Here is a 16,909-nt window from a genome sequence, read left to right on the forward strand (position 1 = left end):
CGTGCCGGCCCGGCCCCGGGCTCTCTCCCTTGCCCCGCGCCGAGGTGACCTGCGAGTGTGGCTCTGCCCGTCCACCAGGGAACACGTTGCGGGGGCTGCCGTGCGTACTGCGGTACTGGGTGGCGGACCCGGCGGGCTCTTCGCCGCCACGCTCGCCAAGGCCAGCGCACCGGATCGCGAGGTCACCCTCGTCGAGCGGAACCGCGCCCAGGACACCTTCGGCTTCGGGGTGGTCTTCTCCGACGCGACGCTGGAGGGCATCCACGCGGCCGATCCCGTGCTCCGCGACGCGCTCGCCGAGCACGGCGTGCACTGGGACCCGATCGAGGTCCGGCTGCACGGGGAACGCCTGGTCTGCCGCGGCAACGGCATGGCCGCCGTCGAGCGGCGGACGCTGCTCGACCTGCTGCAGCAGCGGGCCCTGGCGGCCGGTGTCGACGTCCGCTTCGCCACCGAGGTCGGCCCGGACGAGCTGATCGCCGCCGGCTACGACCTGGTGGTCGCCGCCGACGGCGCCAACTCCCGCCTGCGCGACCGGTTCGCCGACGTCTTCTCGCCCTCCGCCGAGACCGCCACCGCCCGGTTCATCTGGCTGGGCACCACCCATCCGTTCAGCGGACTCACCTTCCTGCACGAGCGCGGGCCGCACGGGGTCTTCGCCGTGCACGGCTACCCGATCGGCAACGGCGTCTCGACGTTCATCGTGGAGACCGACGAGGACTCCTGGCGCGCGGCGGGCCTCGACGAGTTCGACGTGGAGCAGCCGCCCGGACCGAGCGACGAGAAGTCCCGGGTGTACCTGCAGGACCTCTTCGCCGAGCAGATCGACGGGCACCCCCTGCTGGTGAACAACTCCCGGTGGGGCGTGTTCCGCACCCGCCGGGCCCGCCGCTGGCGGCATCGCGTGGGCGGCACGGCGATCGCGCTGCTCGGCGACGCCGCCCACACCGCCCACTTCTCGGTCGGCTCGGGCACCAAGATGGCCATGGAGGACGCCGTCGCGCTCGTCGCCGCCCTCGACGAGCAGCCGGACGACGTCGATGCCGCCCTCGCCGTCTACGAGAGCGTCCGGCAGCCCGCGGTCGCGAAGATCCAGGACGCCGCGCGCCCCAGCCTGTCCTGGTGGGAGCACGTCGGCCGCTCGCACGACGCCCTGCCGGCGTGGCAGTTCGCCTACCACTTCTTCACCCGCAGCCTGACCGAGTCGAAGCTGAGCCGCCGCGACGACGCGTTCGTCGCCGGGGTCCACGACCGCTGGCGGCAGCTGCACGGGGCCGAACCACTGGACAGCCCGCTCGAGGTCGCCGGCCGGCGGCTGGACGGTCGGGTCGTCGTGGTCGGCGGCGGAGCGGCCCACCTGCCCGGCGGCCCCCTCCCGCTGCGGCCGGGGCCGAGCGACGACGGCGGTCCCTGGGGCCTGTGGGTGACCGCGCCGAGCGGCGAGGACCAGGTGCCCGCCGCCCTGGAGGTCGTGGCGAGAGGGGTGGCCGCCGGCGCCGCGCTGGTCGCCGTCGGGGGCGGCAGCGCGCTGACCCGCCGGCTGCTGTGCGAGGCGGCGCGGCTGGAGCACGGCGCGGTCAGCCTCCTGGTCGAGGAGGTCGATCCCGGCCGCGCTCCCGACGTCGCCGTGACCGCCGTGCTCTCCGGCCGCACCGACCTGGTCAGCGCACCCGTCGAGGAGGTGTCCCCGTGAACCGCGCCCGCGCCGTCGCGCCGATCGCCGACGGCGTCGTCCCGTGGCCCGAGGAGTTCCAGCGGCGGTACACCGAGCGGGGGTGGTGGCGCGGGATCGCGCTCGGCGCCGAACTGCTCGCCGCCGCCGACGCGCACCCCGACGCGGTGGCGCTGGTGGACGGCGACGTCCGGCTGACCCACCGCTCCCTGGCCGCGCGGGCCGACGCGCTGGCCGGCCGCCTGGTCGACGACCTCGGCCTGCAGCGGGAGGACCGCATCGTCGTCCAGCTGCCCAACTGCTGGCAGTTCGTCGTCCTCACCGTCGCCTGTCTGCGCGCCGGGATCGTGCCGGTGATGGCCCTGCCCGCGCACCGGCGGCACGAGCTCGGCCACCTGGTGGCGCACAGCGAGGCGGTGGCGATCGCCGTGCCGGCCACGCTGCGCGGCTTCGACCACGCCGGGATGGCCGACGAGCTGCGCGCCGGATCGGCCACCCTCGAGCAGGTCCTCGTGGCCGGCGACGAGGTCCGCGCCGGCTCGGCCGACCTCACCGCGCTCTGCGCCGAGCCGGACGACCCCGGCGCGGCCCGCGCCCGCTGGGACGCAGACGGGCCCGCCAGCCGGTCGGTGGCGCTGTTCCTCCTGTCCGGCGGCACCACCGGCCTGCCCAAGCTGATCGCCCGCACCCACGACGACTACGCCTACAACGCCCGGGCCAGCGCGCAGCTGTGCCGGCTCGGGCCCGACACCGTCTACCTGGGCACCCTGCCGGCCTCGCACAACTTCCCGCTGGCCTGCCCCGGGATCCTCGGCACCCTCCTGGCGGGCGGGCGGGTGGTCATGCTCCCCTCCCCCGAGCCCGCGCGGGCGTTCGCCACGATCGCCGCCGAGGGCGTCACCGTGGCCGCCGCCGTGCCCGCCGTCGCGCAACGGTGGCTGGCCCACGCCGGCGACCACGGCGCCGGTCCGCTGGCCTCCCTGCAGCTGCTCCAGGTGGGCGGGGCCCGCCTGGCCGACGAGGTCGCCCGCACCGTCCGCCCGGTGCTCGGGTGCACGCTGCAGCAGGTGTTCGGCATGGCCGAGGGGCTGCTCAACTACACCCGGCTCGACGACCCCGAGGACGTCGTCTGCACCACCCAGGGCCGGCCCCTGAGCGAGGGCGACGAGGTGCGCGTCGTGGACGAGCGGGACCGGGACGTCCCCGACGGCACGCCCGGCGCGCTGCTGACCCGCGGGCCCTACACCCCCCGCGGCTACTACCGGGCCGCGGAGCAGAACGCCCGCGCCTTCACCGCCGACGGCTGGTACCGCAGCGGCGACGTCGTCCGCCGCCGTCCCGACGGCAACCTGGTCGTCGAGGGCCGGGACAAGGACATGATCAACCGCGGCGGTGAGAAGGTCAGCGCCGAGGAGGTGGAGAACCTCGCCTACCAGCTGCTGCCCCCGGTGGCCTCCGTCGCCGCGGTCGCGATGCCGGACCCCGAGCTGGGCGAGCGGGTCTGCCTGTACGCCGTCCTGAAGCCCGGCACCGCCCTCGCCCTCGACGACGTCCGGCAGGCGCTGGCCCGGGCCGGGGTCGCCACCTCCACCTGGCCCGAACGCCTCGAGATCGTCGACGAGCTGCCCACCACCACGGTGGGCAAGATCGACAAGTCGGCGCTCCGCGAGGACGTCGCCCGGCGGCAGGCGGCCGCCTCCGGGTAGTGGCGGCCCGGGTGCGGGTCAGGGGGCGCCCCGGGATGCCGGCCGTTCCGCCGTGGCGACGGGCCCCGCACCGCTCCCCGGTCGGGAGCGGCGCGGGACCCGCGCGGTCAGTCCTGCTCGACGAGGACGTTGTCGAGCTGCACGTCCCCCTCGATGATCCCGTCCTGCTCACCGAGTTCGAGCAGCAGCTCCACGGACTCGCGGTTGATCTCCGACTGGTAGGTCGGCAGCGTGAGCTGCTGGGCGATCTCCGGCGCGATCTGGGTGTAGGTCCCGAGGACCTCCCGCACCTGGTCGGGGTTGTCCTGCGCGTACGCCTGCGCCTCGGTCATCGCGTCGGTGAACTGCTGCACGACCTCGGGGTTCTCCGCGGCGTACTGGTCGGAGGTGAACCACCCGGCGACGGTGAGGTCGTCGTCGGTCTCGGTGTAGGGGAAGGCCACCGCCCGGAGCCCCTGGCTCTCCCCCACGGTCGCGAACGGCTCCACGGTGAAGGCCGCGTCCACCTGGCCGGTGCCGACCGCGGCCACCATGTCCGGGAACGGGATCTCCACGAACTCGATGCCCGACGGGTCACCGCCGGCCTGCCGGACGCTCTGCCGCACGACGGTGTCGCTGATGTTGTTGATCGAGTTGATCGCGATCCGGGTGCCGGCCAGGTCCGCGGCGCCCTGGATCGGGCTGTCGGCCGCGACGACCACCGCGGCGAAGTCGTCCTCGGTGTTGCCGGTCGCGCCCGCGCCCGCCGCCAGCAGGCCCAGCGGGACGCCGCGGCCCTCGGCCTGCAGCAGGCTCGTGACGTTGATGAACCCGAACTGGGCCTCGCCGTTCACCACCGCGGGCACGATCGCCGCGCCCCCCTGCGCGAGGAACGGGTCGACCTCGAGGCCGTGCTCCTCGAAGATGCCCTGCTCCTGGCCGAGGTAGAGGGCGGCGACGTCCACGATCGGGATCGTCCCGACCCGCACGGTGGTGACGGTGGCAGTGCCACCCGAGTCCGCCGAGCCACCTGCGTCGGTGTTCCCGGACTCCTCGTCCCCGCCTCCGCACGCGGTCAGCACGACCGCGCCGGCGAGGGTGAGGCTGATCAACCTAGGACGCACTTCTCCTCCAGGACTGCTCCGCCGTCGGGCACGTCCCGACGGATGGTCGGCGGCGGTGCGGGGTGGACGACGGGGTCGTCACAGGGCGAGGGCCTGACCCGGGAGGGCGGAGCCGGCGAGCCACTCGCGCCCCTCCCGGTAGAGGGTCTCGACCTCCGGCCCCACGAGCCCGGGGAGCGCGGGGTGGATCGTGTAGCCGATCTGGCTCTGCAGGTAGGCGAGGTGGCGGTAGCCGACCGGGAAGGACTCGAGGAGGGTCCGGTCGAGCGTGAGTGCCGCGTCCGGCGCCACCGGGTCCATGCGGTCCTTCTCGTAGATCGGCTGCCGGCGGACGACACGCCAGCCCTCGGGGTCGCGCCGGAAGAAGTCGTAGAAGCGCCCGGTGCACACCACGTCGACGTCGACGTCGTGGACGGAGGCCCGCTGGGAGATGGTCATCTTCGTCTGCGCGATCGCCCGGTCGCCGTCGACGTCGACGGCCGTCCCGCCCAGGAAGTGCAGGATCCGGACGCCGTTCTCGAAGCCGGTCCGGGAGATCTCGATGAAGTCGGTGGCCGAGCCCTGGAACCAGGTCGCGGTCATGAACCCGTCGCTCGCCCACACCCCCGCGAAGCGCTCCCAGTCGCCGGCGTCCCGGTAGAGCACCCACTGCTGCAGCACGCGGGTGATCTCGCGTTCGTCGCGGTCGGGGTCGGTCGTCATCAGTTGCCTCCGTCGGCGCCTCGGGTGCCGGGGAAAGTAGCAACCGGAGCCGGGCGAGCCCAGCGGAGCGTTCTGCTCAGTGGGACGCGCTGAGACTGCGGCCGATGCCGAAGGCGGCCGTGCGCAACGCGGCCGCGAACCGGTAGGGGTTGGGCACCGTCGACCGGAACACGATGGAGACGGCGGCCCGCACCTCGCCGGTGCCGTCGACGATCGGGCAGGCGACCGAGACCGCGCCGGCCGACATCTCTTCGAAGACGTAGGCGATGCCCTGGGCGCGCGTGCGCGCGAGAGCCGACCTCAGGCGTTTGGGATCGGTGATCGTGTTCGGCGTGAACGCCGGGAGCGGCCGACTCACCAGCTCCCGTTCGGCCTCCGGGGAGTAGGCGGCGAGCACCTTGCCGACCGCCGTGGCGTGCAGCGGCAGGCGAGCCCCCACCCGCGTGAAGGTGTGCACGGAGTCGCTCCCGCGGATGCGCTCGACGACGAGCGCGGCTCCGCGGTCGAGGATCGCGAGCTGCACGTTCTCCGCACTGGCCCGGTGGAGGTCCTCCATGATCGGGTGCGCGACGTCGCCGAGCACCTTCGTGGACTGGGCGAGCAGGCCCAGCTTCCACACGCGCAGTCCGACCTGGTAGCGCGCGTCCGCACGCCGCTCGATGCCACCCCACTCGACGAGGTCGCCGAGCAGCCGGTGCGCGGTGCTCTTGGGCAGACCGGTCCTCGCCGCGATCTCGGCGAGGGTCAGCACGGGGTCGGCCGGGGTGAACGACTCGAGGACCGCGAGGAGTCGGCTGGAGGTCGCCCGGCCGGCCTCGTTCGCGTTGCCCGCCATCGCTGGTCCCCCTCCTCGTCCTGCTCAGCGGAACGGCGACGTTGACCCCTCGGCGACGGGGTGGCGAGACTCTAACCGGCGTCCACCGGCACCGTCCGCGTCGTCGCGACGAGCCAGGCGATGGCCGCGCAGCGGTGCGACCGGGTCGGGCACCGCGCCCCTGGGCGCCCGGACCACGGACCGTCGATGCCAGCAGCCCACCCGCACCGGCCCGCCCTGGACGAGCACCCGTCCGCGGGACGCCGATCTGCGAACTCACCGAGGAGAGACACGGCCATGACGCACCAGAACCTGCAAGAGGCACTGGACGCCTCCGGCGACATCGTCGAGCGGCTGCGCAACTCGAAGGTCGGGAACTACGTCTACCCGGTCGTCGCGCCGGAGTTCTGGAACTTCCGCACCGAGCAGCGGGCCTGGCGCGAGACCGTCGTCCTCTACGACCAGACGCACCACATGGACAACCTCATCATCCGAGGGGCGGACGCGTTCCGGCTCGTGTCGGACACGGCGATCACGACGATGAAGAACTTCGACGTCGACCGCGCCAAGCAGTACATCCCCGTCTCGCCCAGCGGGCACGTCATCGGCGACGGGATCATGCACCGCGAGACCGAGGACGAGTTCGTCTTCGTCGGCCGGGCCCCCTCGGCCAACTGGCTGCAGTTCCAGGCGGCGACCGGCGGGTACGACGTCGACGTGCAGGTCGACCGGCGCTCGCCGTCCTACCCCCTCGGCAGGGCGGTCACCCGGGAGTACTGGCGCTTCCAGATCCAGGGGCCACGGGCCTGGGACGTCATCGAGAAGGTCAACGGCGCCTCGCTCGAGCAGCTGCGGTTCTTCAGCATGGACTGGATGACGATCGCGGGGGTCCGCGTCCGGACCCTGCGACACGGCATGGCCGGCTCCCCGGGGCTCGAACTGTGGGGGCCCTACGACTCCTACCACCTGGTGCGGGACGCGATCCTCGAGGCGGGCGAGGAGTTCGGGATCGTGCCGGTCGGTGCCCGGGCCTACCCGACGAACGCCGTGGAGTCCGGCTGGATCCCCGCACCGCTGCCGGCCGTCTTCACGGGCGAGGAGCTGCGCCCCTATCGCGAGTGGCTCCCCGCCGACGGCTACGAGGCCACGATGTCGGTCGCGGGCAGCTACGTCCCGTCGTCCGTCGAGGGCTACTACCTCAACCCGTGGGAGCTGGGGTACGGGTCGTTCGTCAAGTTCGACCACGACTTCATCGGGCGGGACGCGCTCGAGCAGATCGATCCTGCGGTCCAGCGCCGCAAGGTGACGCTGGCCTGGAACGCCGAGGACGTCTCCCGGATCCTCAGCTCGATCGTCGACGTCGACGGCCCCCAGTACAAGTTCCTCGACCTGCCGCTGGCCAACTACGGCTTCTCCGGCTACGACCGCGTGCTGGACTCCGACGGCCGCCAGGTGGGCCTCGGGCTCAACAACGTCGGGTACACCGCGAACGAGCGGCGGGTGCTGTCCATGGGCACCATCGACGCCGACGTGCCGGAGGGGGCGGAGCTGACCCTGGTCTGGGGAGAGCCCGACGGGGGGACGGACAAGATCAACGTGGAACCGCACGAGCAGCTCGACGTCCGGGTGGTCGTGAGCCCGACGCCGTACTCGGCGGTGGCGCGCAGCGCCTACCAGTCGGGCTGGCGCACGGGGCGGTGAGTTCCCGCGCGGCCCTGCGACCGACCCGGCACGCTGGTTGACTGGGCGCATGGTGGCACCCCTGCCAGAGCCCGAGCCGGTGATCGACCCGACCGTGCCGGTACCCGACGACCCCGCCGAGCTGCTCCCCGATGCCCCGGAGCCGCTCCCGCCGCCGCCGATCGAGGCGACGCCCGACGACCCCGGTGGGGACCCCGGCGGCGTGCCCGAGCCCGCCTGAGCTGAGCCGGCGGTCCCACGCACGGCCGACCGACGGACGTCGTCCCCCGGTGCCGCATGCGCCGGGGGACGACGCGTGTCCGCCTGGCTCGTCGACTCAGTCGACGGGTGCGATCAGCGCATCCAGGTCCTCGACGGGCTCCTCGATGAACCCGAACTCGATCATGGAATCCATCGTGACCTCGGCCCGCTCAGTACTCGGGGCCCGGTCCTCCAGCCACGCCGGCAGGGTCATGCGCCCGGCCAGCTCGGGGGTGAGCTGGGTGTAGGTCGGCAGGATGTCGATGACGTTCTGCGGGTCGGACTCGGCCAGTTCCGCCCCGCGCTCCAGGGCGCGGGCGAACGCCGCGGTGACCTCGGGGTTCTCGGCGGAGTACTGCGACGTGGTCATGAAGCCGATCACCGGCATCTCGGCGACCCGCTCACCGCAGTTCTCGGTGGGCTCGGCGACCGCGCGCGCTCCCTGGTCCTCGGCGAGGGTGGCGAACGGCTCCCCGATGAAGGCGCCGGCGACGTTGCCCTGCTGGACGGCAGCGGGCATGTCGGGGAAGGGGATCTCGACGAGCTCGTAGTCCCCGTCCTGCAGGCCGGCCTCGGCCAGACACTCCCGCACCTGCAGCTCGACCAGACCGGCCAGGGTGTTCACCGCGATCCGCTGACCGCGCAGTCCGGCCGCGTCCTGGGCCGGGGAGCTCCCCGCGACGAAGATCCCGTTGACCCCCTCCTTCGGCCCTGACATCTCCCACACCATCTGCGCGGGCAGGCCCTGGGACGCCGCCTGGAGCACCGTCGTCCAGTTCGAGCTGCTGAACTGCAGGTCACCGGCGACCATCGCCGGCAGCGCCGCGGACCCGCCGGCGACCATCTGCGTCTCGACCTCCAGGCCCTCCTCCTCGAAGTAGCCCTCCTGGATGGCGAGGAACAGCGGGGCGTTGTCCGGGATCGGCAGGGTGCCGACCAGGATCGACACGGGGTTCTCCGGGCTCAGCTCCGTGCTCTCCGTGGTGCCCTCGTCGTCGCCACCTCCGCAGGCGACCAGGAGGCAGGCCGCCATGGCGATGGGGACGCCGCGCCGGACAGAACGACTCGTTGCCACGTGTTCTCCTTCGGATCCGGGTCCGGACGTGTCGTGCACGCCCGGCATGTCGCCACGGGCTCCGACGTCGTCCGGACGCTCTCGTTCCGGCCGGGCCGCCGGGGCTCCGGTGGTGTCGCAGGTGTACAGGACGAGGCACGTGCCGTCGAGGTCAACCGCCCGGTTCGGCCGGGACTGCGGCCGTACTGAGACCGCGGACCGCGTCTGCCGGCGACCGCGGTGCCTGGACGCCGGCTCGCTGGTGAGGGCCTAGCGGCGCCGCTGACCGACGGCGCCGACCGCGCCGACGGCACCGCGGAGTCCGACGCAGCCCACGCAGCCCACGCAGCCCACGCAGTCGACGCACGCGATGCAGGCGACGCACGCCGCGCAGCCCACGTTGGCCAAGCCGGCGAGGATCGCGCTGCTGCCGACGACGACGGCGCTGAGGGCGACGCCCGCGCTCCCGATGACCCCGGCGCTGCCGACCACGCCGGCGCTCCCGGTGACGCCCGCGCTCGCGGCGGTCGCCGCGCTGCCGACGACTGCCGCGGAGGCGACGCCGGCGGCGCTGCCCACGACGGCCGTGCTGTGCGTGATGGCGGCGCTGCCGACGACGGCGCTGCTCCCGCCGGTCGCGACGCCGCCGGGCTGCGCCACCCGGTCCGGCGGGCCGCCGTCCCCCGACCCGGTCCGGGCGCCGGTGACTGGGGGGGTGACGTGTTCCTGTGGCATGGCGGGGACCTCCGCGGTCGGCGTGGACGTGCGCAGGACGAGGACGAGGATCTCGACGCCAGCCGGCGTCCGTCGCGCGGTGCGTCGCGGACGCCGGTCGGCCCCCTCACCGCCAGGGACGACGTCGCCCGGGACGCCAGCTCGGCGAGGACGACGCGAGCCAGGCCCACCCCGCCGGCCACGAGCAGCCCGCTCGGGGTCAGGTCGAGGAGCAGGACGTCCTCGCGGACAGCCGGCGTCGCGAGGGCCAGGACCACGACCGCGGCCATGGCGGCGACGAGTGCGAGCTCCCACCGGGACGGCGGGCATGGCGGCACCTCCTCCGGCCGAGGGCCCACTGTCGTCGGTCGGTCGCCCGTGCCCGCAGGGTCGGAAGGCCCGAGCCGGGGAGTCAGACGTCGGCCACGCCTGTTCTCTCGCTGGATGAGACACCGTTTGGGCCGGTTGTGACCTGCGCCGCACGCTTCGCCTCCAGCACCGCCCGTGCCGGTCGCGCGCACCGACCCCGCCGGGCGCCCCCCGTCCGTCGTCCCAGGAGGAGATCCATGAGCCACGCCCCCGCCAGCCGCACCCCCGTCCGGCGCCGCATCCTCGCCGCCGCGCTCAGCGCCGGGGCCGTCGTCGCGGTCAGCGCGTGCGGGTCCGGGGAGAACAGCGGCAGCGGGGACGCTCCCGCGGCGGGCGACGGTGGCGGCGGGACGACGGCGCTCACCCTCGGCTACTTCCCACTGGTGCACACCGCCTCGGCCGTGCACGCCGCCGAGACCGGGCTGTTCGAGGAGAACGGCCTGGACGTGACCCTGGAGCAGACGGCCGGCGGCGCGCAGGCGATCCCGTCGCTGGTCGCCGGCGAGTACGACATCACCTACGCCAACTACACCTCGGGGCTGCTCGCCGCGCAGCAGGGTCTGCCGATCCGCATCGTGGCCGGCAACGACGTCGGCGCCGACGACCACGCGATCATGGTGCGCGCGGACGCCACGTACCAGTCGGCCGCGGACCTGGCCGGTGCCCGGATCGCGGTGAACAACCTGCAGAACGTCGGCACGGTCGCGGTCAACGCCGTGCTCGAGGACGCGGGGGTCGACATCGCCGGCATCGAGTTGCTGGAGCTGCCCTACCCGGAGATGGCAGCTGCGCTGGCGGCCGGCGACGTCGACGCCATCTGGCAGGTCGAGCCCTTCCAGGCCGCCTCCCTGGGCGCCGGCCACCGGGTGCTCTTCCCGCTCTTCAGCGGCCCGGTCGAGGACATGCCGGTGGCCGGCTGGCTGACCACCGAGCAGTACGCCCAGGAGAACCCCGAGGTGATCGAGGCCTTCCGCGCGTCGCTGGCCGCGTCGATCAGCGAGCTGGACGGCGACCGCGAGCGGCTGGTCGAGCTGGTGCCGACCTACACGCAGGTGCCGGCGGAGGTCGTCGAGCAGGTGGCGCTGCCGGAGTGGGACGCCGAGGCCGACGTCGAGCAACTCCAGGAGATGGCCGACCTGATGCTGGAGTACGGGATCATCAGCGAGGAGTTCGACGTCGAGACCATGATGGTCGACTGATCGGATCAGCGGGGGTCGGCTGGGCGGTACGCCTCGAGGGCGAGCAGGCCGCGCTGCACGCCCACCACCGCGGCGCTCAGGGGCAGCAGGGACCGGTCGCCCGGGAGGGCGCTGAGCCGGTCGACGATCTGGTCCACCGCGGCCGTCGCGGCGGTGATCTGCTCGGTCCTCGGGTCGGGCGTCGTCCCGTCGCCGGAGTGGTAGGGGTGGCGCACGACGCCGGCGAGCGCGGTGAGCGCCTCGCTGAGCAGGTGGGCGCTGCCCACGTCGGTCCAGTCGCCGCGGCGGTGCGGCTGCAGTTCGGCGACCAGGGCGGTGAGGTCGTCGATGAGGACGGCGACCCGGTCGAGGGCCCGCGACTCCGCGCGGATGCGCACCGCGGCCTGCTGCCACCGGCCGGCTCGCGGGTTGGCCTGACGCGCCCGCTCGACGAGGGCCTCGGCGCGGCGCATCCGGTCGAGTTCCGGGCCGAGCACCGCCGTCAGCCGTCTCTCCTCCTCCGGCGACGGGACCTGGTCACGGGCCAGCCGGACGGCCATCTGTTCCAGGTGCCCGGCGATCGTGTCCCGCGTGCGGTCGATCTGCTCCACCGCCTGCGTCAGCTGCAGCGGGGGGAACAGGACGCTCGTCACCAGCACGCCGACCGCCGCACCGATCAGCGTGAGGCCGGCATAGCGCAGGACGTAGGCGCCGGGGTCGTCCGCGCCGACGGTGAGCATGAGGACGGCGGCGAAGGTGACCCAGCCGGCCTGCTGGCCCAGCGCCCGCCACCTCTCCACCCCGATGGCCAGTGCCACGAGCAGCGCGATGGTGAGCGCACGGGGCAGACCCGGGGTGGCCTCGTGGACGAGGACGGCGAGGCCGAAGCCGAGCATGATCGCGAGGACCGTCCGCCAGGCCGCCCCGGCCGAGTCGGCGACCGTGGGGTGGACCGCGATCACCGCGCCCAGAGGTGCGTAGTAGGCGTGGTCCGACAGCAGCGGCGGCAGGAGGACGGCGACCTGCCACGCGAGCGCGGCGGCGATCGCTGCCCGGACACCGCGCTGGACCGCCGGCCGGCGCAGCAACGCCCCCACGCGCCGGCGCGTGGGGCCCAGGACGAGCCCGCCCGCCGTGGTGGACCGGCCCCGGCCCCGTCGCTCGCTGTCGGTCATGCCGCCTCATCGCCTGGCTCGTCCCCCGCTGCCGCGTCCCGGCAGCCCCGCGCTGCCCGAGCGACCGTCGCGCGGCTCTCGTCGACGAGGATCCGCGACGACGGCAGGGCCCCCACACGTGGGCTCCCCCGGATCCCCACTTCGGGGTCTGAGATCTGTCGTACCCCGGGTCCACGCTCGTGCTGTCCGGGTTCCACCGCCGGTGCCAGCACCCAGCCCACGGCACCCCACACCGGCGGTCCGGGGAGGAGGGCGAGCCGAGATGAGGACCTACGACCCGGCCGAGCGCATCGTCTACGTCCACCCGGGGCAGGAGCCCGGCCCGGCCTCGCGCGCGCACGACGAGTGCGACCGGCTGCCCGCCGACTACGCGAACGCCTCCCTCCGGGCCCGGCTCGGCGACGTCCGCGCGTCCGCCGGCCGGCCGCGGCTGGTCGTCCTGCCCGGTGGGTCGGCGGCGGCCGCCGGCCAGGCGCCCGCCGCGCCGGCGCTGCGGCTGGCCCGCTGATCGGCCCGCGACTCCCGGCGGCGTCCGCCGCCCCGGCCCCGGCGTGCGGATCGGGGCACGGGGCGCCTGCTCAGCACTCCACGACGTTGAGCGCGAGCCCGCCGCGAGCGGTCTCCTTGTACTTGTCGCTCATGTCCGCCCCCGTCTCGCGCATCGTCTTGATGGCCTTGTCCAGCGAGACGTGGTGCCGGCCGTCGCCGCGCACCGCCAGGCGGGCTGCGGTGATGGCCTTGACCGAGCCGACGGCGTTGCGCTCGATGCACGGGATCTGCACCAGGCCGCCGACGGGGTCGCAGGTGAGACCGAGGTTGTGCTCGATGCCGATCTCGGCGGCGTTCTCCACCTGCTCCGGAGTGCCGCCGAGGACCTCGGCGAGGCCGGCGGCGGCCATGGAGCAGGCCGAGCCCACCTCACCCTGGCAGCCGACCTCGGCACCGGATATGGAGGCGTTCTCCTTGAACAGCAACCCGACGGCCGCGGCGGTGAGCAGGAAGCGCACCACGCCGTCCTCGGAGCAGGAGTCGATGAAGTCGCGGTAGTAGTGCAGGACGGCCGGCACGATGCCGGCGGCACCGTTCGTCGGAGCAGTGACCACCCGCCCGCCGGCGGCGTTCTCCTCGTTGACCGCCAGGGCGTACAGGGTCACCCACTCCATCGCGCGCAGCGCGTCGGTGTCGTCGCGGTGCGCCTCCAGGTGGGCGCGCAGCGCCGCCGCCCGCCGGCGGACCCTGAGCCCCCCGGGCAGGACGCCGTCGGTACGGGTGCCGCGCTCCACGCACTCCTGCATGACCGACCAGATGTGCAGCAGACCCGAGCGGATCTCGGTCTCGGTCCGCCAGGAGAGCTCGTTGGCCAGCATCACGTCACTGATCCGCAGCCCGGTCTCCTGCGTGTGGGCCAGCAGCTCCCCGCCGGTGCGGAACGGGTACCGGACGGGCGTGCTGTCCTCGACGATCACCGGGTTGCCGGCCGCGTCCTGGTCGAGGACGAAGCCGCCGCCCACCGAGTAGTACTCGCGGCGGAGGAGTTCGGCGCCGCTCCGGTCGACGGCGCGGAAGAGCATCCCGTTGCTGTGGAACTCCAGCCGCTTGCGCCGGTGCAGCACGACGTCGTCGTCCACCGAGAAGGCGATGGGGTGCTCGCCGGCCAGCCGGAGCTCGCCCTCGTCGCGGATGGCCGCGACCCGGGGGTCCGCGCCGCGCGGGTCGACGACGTCGGGCTGTTCGCCCTCCAGACCCAGGACGACGGCCTTGACGCTGCCGTGCCCGTGCCCGGTGGCCCCGAGCGAACCGAACAGCTCGCACCGGACGCCGGCGACCCGCGCGAGCAGCCCCTCGTCCCGGAGGCGCGTCGCGAACGCACAGGCGGCTCGCATCGGCCCCACCGTGTGCGAGCTGGAGGGACCGATCCCGACCTTGAACAGGTCGAAGGTGCTGATGGTCATCCGGAGCTCCCGTCTCGGCCGCCGGCTGGGACCGGCGTCTGCTGTCCTACCCGCTTCACCCGCGGAGCCGGGCCATCTCCGGGTCGACGAGCGGCTCGGCGGCGACGGTGGCGGGGATGCGGGTGCCGAAGTACTCGATCTCGACCGCCGTCCCGACCGTCGCCGAGGCCGGCAGCCAGGCGTAGGCGATCGGCCGGCCGACGGTGTGCCCGAAGGCCGCGCTCGTCACGTAGCCGGCCGGGCGGCCGTCGACGAACACCGGCTCCGCGCCGAGGACGACGCTGCGGCCGTCGTCGATCGTGAGGCAGGACAACCTGCGGCTGACCGTGTCGTCGCTCGACCCGGCGACGGCCTGAGCACCCACGAAGCCGTCCTCCTTCGTGCGGACGGCGAAGCCGAGGCCGGCCTCGTAGGGGTCGTGCTCGGTGGTCACGTCCGAGCCCCACGCGCGGTAGCCCTTCTCCAGCCGCAGGCTGCCGAAGGCCGCCCGGCCCGCGGCGACCAGCCCGTGGTCCTGACCCGCGGCCCACAGGACGTCCCACAGCCGCTGGCCGTTGTCGGCGCTGGTGTAGATCTCCCAGCCCAGCTCGCCGACGTAGGACAGTCGCATCGCCGTGACCGGCACTCCGCCGATCCGGGCCCGCTTCGCTCGGAAGTACCTCGACCCGTCGTTCGAGAAGTCGTCCGAGGAGATCGACTGCACGACGTCCCGGGCACGGGGGCCCCACAGGCCGATGCAGCAGGTACCCCCCGTGACGTCCCTGACCTGAACGCTGCCGTCGCTCGGTGCCTCGCGCAGGAGGTGGTCGAGGTCGAGGGGACCGTTGGCGCCGACCTGGAACAGCTGCGCGCCCAGCCGGGCGACGGTGAGGTCGCTGCGGATGCCACCGGCCTCGTCGAGGACGAGCGTGTAGGTCACCGACCCGACGGACTTGTCCATCTCGCCGGTGGTCAGCCGCTGCAGGAGCGCGAGGGCGCCGGGTCCGCTGACCTCGATCCGCGTGAGCGGCGTCATGTCGTACATGGCCACGGCGGTGCGGGTCTTCCACGCCTCCGCCGCCGCGATCGGGGACCAGAACTGCCCCGCCCACGCGTCGCGCTCCGGCGGCACCCACTCCGCCGGCAGCTCCTCCAGCAGGCCGGCGTTGGCCTCGTACCAGTGCGGCCGCTCCCAGCCACCGGCCTCGAGGAAGACCGCGCCGAGCTCCTCCTGCCGCGCCCGGAAGGGGCTGACCCGCAGGTCGCGCGGGGAGCGCCGCGGCTGGAGCGGGTGGAGCACGTCGTAGATCTCGACGAAGTTCTGCTGCGAGGTCTCGCTGACGTACTCCGCGGAGAGCTGGACGTCCTCGAAGCGGTGCACGTCGCAGCCGTGCAGGTCGACCTCGCTGCGCCCGTCGACGAGCAGCTGGGCCACCGCCCGGGCGACGCCGGCCGAATGGGTCACCCACACCGCCTCGGCGATCCAGAAGCCGGCCACGTCGCGCGCCTCACCGATCAGCGGGCCGCCGTCCGGGGTGAACGAGAAGACGCCGTTGAAGCCGGTGTCGATCTTCGACGAGCGCAGCGAGGGCAGCAGCAGCTGGCTGTCCTCCCACGGGCCGGCGAAGTCCTCCTCGGTGAAGGGCAGCATCGAGGGCATCGCCGACTCGCGGACGTCGTCGCCCTGCGGCAGCTCGCGCAGGTCGACCGGCATCGGCCGGTGGGCGTAGGACCCGATGCCCAGGCGGTCGACGCGCTCCCGGTAGTACAGGTCCCGGTCCTGGTGGCGCAGGATCGGCAGGCTCGCCTCGCTGCGCTCGTCGTTGCGCCCGACCAGGTCGGGCACCTGGCCGGTCCAGACGAACTGGTGGGCCAGCGGCAGCAGCGGGACGGACATCCCGACCATCGCGCCGAGCTCCTGGCCCCAGAAGCCGGCGCAGGCCACCACGAGGTCGGCGGGGACGACCCCGTCGGGGGTGCGGACGCCGGTGACCCGGCCGCCGGCCTGCTCGATGCCGGTCACCCGGGTCGAGCCCTGGAAGCGGGCGCCGCGCGCCTCGGCGCGGCGGGCCAGGGCGACGACCGCCCGTGACGCCTTGGCCAGGCCGTCGGTGGGGATGTGCAGGCCGCCGAGGACGCGGTCGCGGTCCACCAGCGGGTGCAGCCGCACGCACTCGTCGGCGTCGACCACCTGCGCCTCGACACCCCACGAGGTCGCCCAGCCCTGCTTGCGGTGCAGGTCCCTGAGCCGCTCCGGCGTGGTGGCGACCTCGAGACCACCGACCTGGTTGAAGCACCACGCGCCGTCGACGTCGATGCTCTTCAGCTTGTCCACGGTGTAGCCGGCGAACTCGGTCATGGTCTTGGAGGCGTTGGTCTGGAAGACCAGCCCCGGCGCGTGCGAGGAGGAACCCCCGGTCATCGGGAGGGGTCCCTGGTCGACCACGGTGACGCGGTCCCAGCCACGGGCGGTCAGCTCGTCGGCCAGGTTGGCCCCGACGATCCCCGCTCCGATGATGACCACACGAGGGGTGGTGGACATGTGCGCTG

14 protein-coding genes are annotated in these 16,909 nt (G+C 73.8%); 6 read left to right on the forward strand and 8 right to left on the reverse strand.

Going from position 1 to position 16,909, the window contains the following annotated elements:
• Nucleotides 1-100 precede the first annotated feature (100 nt).
• Together GCU56_RS16445 and GCU56_RS16450 are read left to right on the forward strand one after the other, a co-directional pair.
• On the forward strand, nucleotides 101-1,693 hold the full coding sequence (locus tag GCU56_RS16445; RefSeq protein ID WP_163482825.1) for an FAD-dependent monooxygenase: 1,593 nt from the start codon (nucleotides 101-103) through the stop codon (nucleotides 1,691-1,693).
• Nucleotides 1,690-3,378 carry a (2,3-dihydroxybenzoyl)adenylate synthase gene (locus GCU56_RS16450; protein ID WP_345771885.1) on the forward strand — a complete coding sequence of 563 codons (1,689 nt, stop codon included), beginning with the start codon at nucleotides 1,690-1,692 and terminating at the stop codon, nucleotides 3,376-3,378. The genes GCU56_RS16445 and GCU56_RS16450 overlap by 4 nt, the downstream gene beginning before the upstream one ends.
• 107 nt (nucleotides 3,379-3,485) lie before the next feature.
• Here GCU56_RS16450 and GCU56_RS16455 read toward each other — a convergent pair whose 3' ends face one another.
• The 3 genes from GCU56_RS16455 to GCU56_RS16465 all read right to left on the reverse strand — a co-directional run bounded on the left by GCU56_RS16455 (nucleotide 3,486) and on the right by GCU56_RS16465 (nucleotide 6,018).
• A complete protein-coding gene (locus GCU56_RS16455; RefSeq protein WP_163482826.1) occupies nucleotides 3,486-4,469 on the reverse strand; it encodes an ABC transporter substrate-binding protein in 984 nt (327 codons plus the stop codon).
• 90 nt (nucleotides 4,470-4,559) lie between these two features.
• On the reverse strand, nucleotides 4,560-5,183 hold the full coding sequence (locus GCU56_RS16460) for a nuclear transport factor 2 family protein (protein WP_163482827.1): 624 nt from the start codon (nucleotides 5,181-5,183) through the stop codon (nucleotides 4,560-4,562).
• Nucleotides 5,184-5,259: 76 nt separating this feature from the next.
• Nucleotides 5,260-6,018, reverse strand: a complete 759-nt coding sequence (locus tag GCU56_RS16465) for an IclR family transcriptional regulator (protein WP_163482828.1) — start codon at nucleotides 6,016-6,018, stop codon at nucleotides 5,260-5,262.
• Nucleotides 6,019-6,294: 276 nt separating this feature from the next.
• Between GCU56_RS16465 and ligM the strand changes: the two genes are divergently transcribed.
• Together ligM and GCU56_RS23500 are read left to right on the forward strand one after the other, a co-directional pair.
• The gene (ligM, locus tag GCU56_RS16470) at nucleotides 6,295-7,698 is read left to right on the forward strand and encodes a vanillate/3-O-methylgallate O-demethylase (protein ID WP_163482829.1); all 1,404 of its coding nucleotides are present in this window, start codon (nucleotides 6,295-6,297) and stop codon (nucleotides 7,696-7,698) included.
• 49 nt (nucleotides 7,699-7,747) lie between these two features.
• Nucleotides 7,748-7,918, forward strand: a complete 171-nt coding sequence (locus tag GCU56_RS23500) for a hypothetical protein (RefSeq protein WP_204332232.1) — start codon at nucleotides 7,748-7,750, stop codon at nucleotides 7,916-7,918.
• Between the two features lie 96 nt (nucleotides 7,919-8,014).
• On the opposite strand, the gene GCU56_RS16475 is transcribed toward GCU56_RS23500, so the two are convergent.
• Nucleotides 8,015-9,013: an ABC transporter substrate-binding protein gene (locus tag GCU56_RS16475; protein ID WP_163482830.1), complete on the reverse strand. Its 999-nt coding sequence runs from the start codon at nucleotides 9,011-9,013 to the stop codon at nucleotides 8,015-8,017.
• A gap of 249 nt (nucleotides 9,014-9,262) precedes the next feature.
• On the reverse strand, nucleotides 9,263-9,727 hold the full coding sequence (locus GCU56_RS16480; RefSeq protein ID WP_204332233.1) for a hypothetical protein: 465 nt from the start codon (nucleotides 9,725-9,727) through the stop codon (nucleotides 9,263-9,265).
• Nucleotides 9,728-10,272: 545 nt separating this feature from the next.
• Here GCU56_RS16480 and GCU56_RS16485 point away from each other — a divergent pair.
• Nucleotides 10,273-11,274 (forward strand): ABC transporter substrate-binding protein, encoded by a 1,002-nt coding sequence (locus GCU56_RS16485; RefSeq protein WP_163482831.1) that lies wholly within the window; start codon nucleotides 10,273-10,275, stop codon nucleotides 11,272-11,274.
• Nucleotides 11,275-11,279: 5 nt separating this feature from the next.
• Here GCU56_RS16485 and GCU56_RS16490 read toward each other — a convergent pair whose 3' ends face one another.
• Complete coding sequence (locus GCU56_RS16490; protein WP_163482832.1) at nucleotides 11,280-12,428, reverse strand: FUSC family protein; 1,149 nt, start codon at nucleotides 12,426-12,428, stop codon at nucleotides 11,280-11,282.
• Between the two features lie 262 nt (nucleotides 12,429-12,690).
• Between GCU56_RS16490 and GCU56_RS16495 the strand changes: the two genes are divergently transcribed.
• The gene (locus GCU56_RS16495; RefSeq protein WP_163482833.1) at nucleotides 12,691-12,936 is read left to right on the forward strand and encodes a hypothetical protein; all 246 of its coding nucleotides are present in this window, start codon (nucleotides 12,691-12,693) and stop codon (nucleotides 12,934-12,936) included.
• 70 nt (nucleotides 12,937-13,006) lie between these two features.
• Here the strand turns inward: GCU56_RS16495 and GCU56_RS16500 are convergent, their stop codons facing one another.
• Both GCU56_RS16500 and GCU56_RS16505 read right to left on the reverse strand, forming a co-directional pair.
• A complete protein-coding gene (locus GCU56_RS16500; protein WP_163482834.1) occupies nucleotides 13,007-14,380 on the reverse strand; it encodes an L-serine ammonia-lyase in 1,374 nt (457 codons plus the stop codon).
• Between the two features lie 55 nt (nucleotides 14,381-14,435).
• Nucleotides 14,436-16,901 carry a GcvT family protein gene (locus GCU56_RS16505; RefSeq protein WP_163482835.1) on the reverse strand — a complete coding sequence of 822 codons (2,466 nt, stop codon included), beginning with the start codon at nucleotides 16,899-16,901 and terminating at the stop codon, nucleotides 14,436-14,438.
• Nucleotides 16,902-16,909: the final 8 nt, after the last annotated feature.

Source organism: Geodermatophilus sabuli (genome assembly GCF_010686765.1).
In the GTDB taxonomy this organism is placed as follows: Bacteria; Actinomycetota; Actinomycetes; order Mycobacteriales; family Geodermatophilaceae; genus Geodermatophilus; species Geodermatophilus sabuli_A.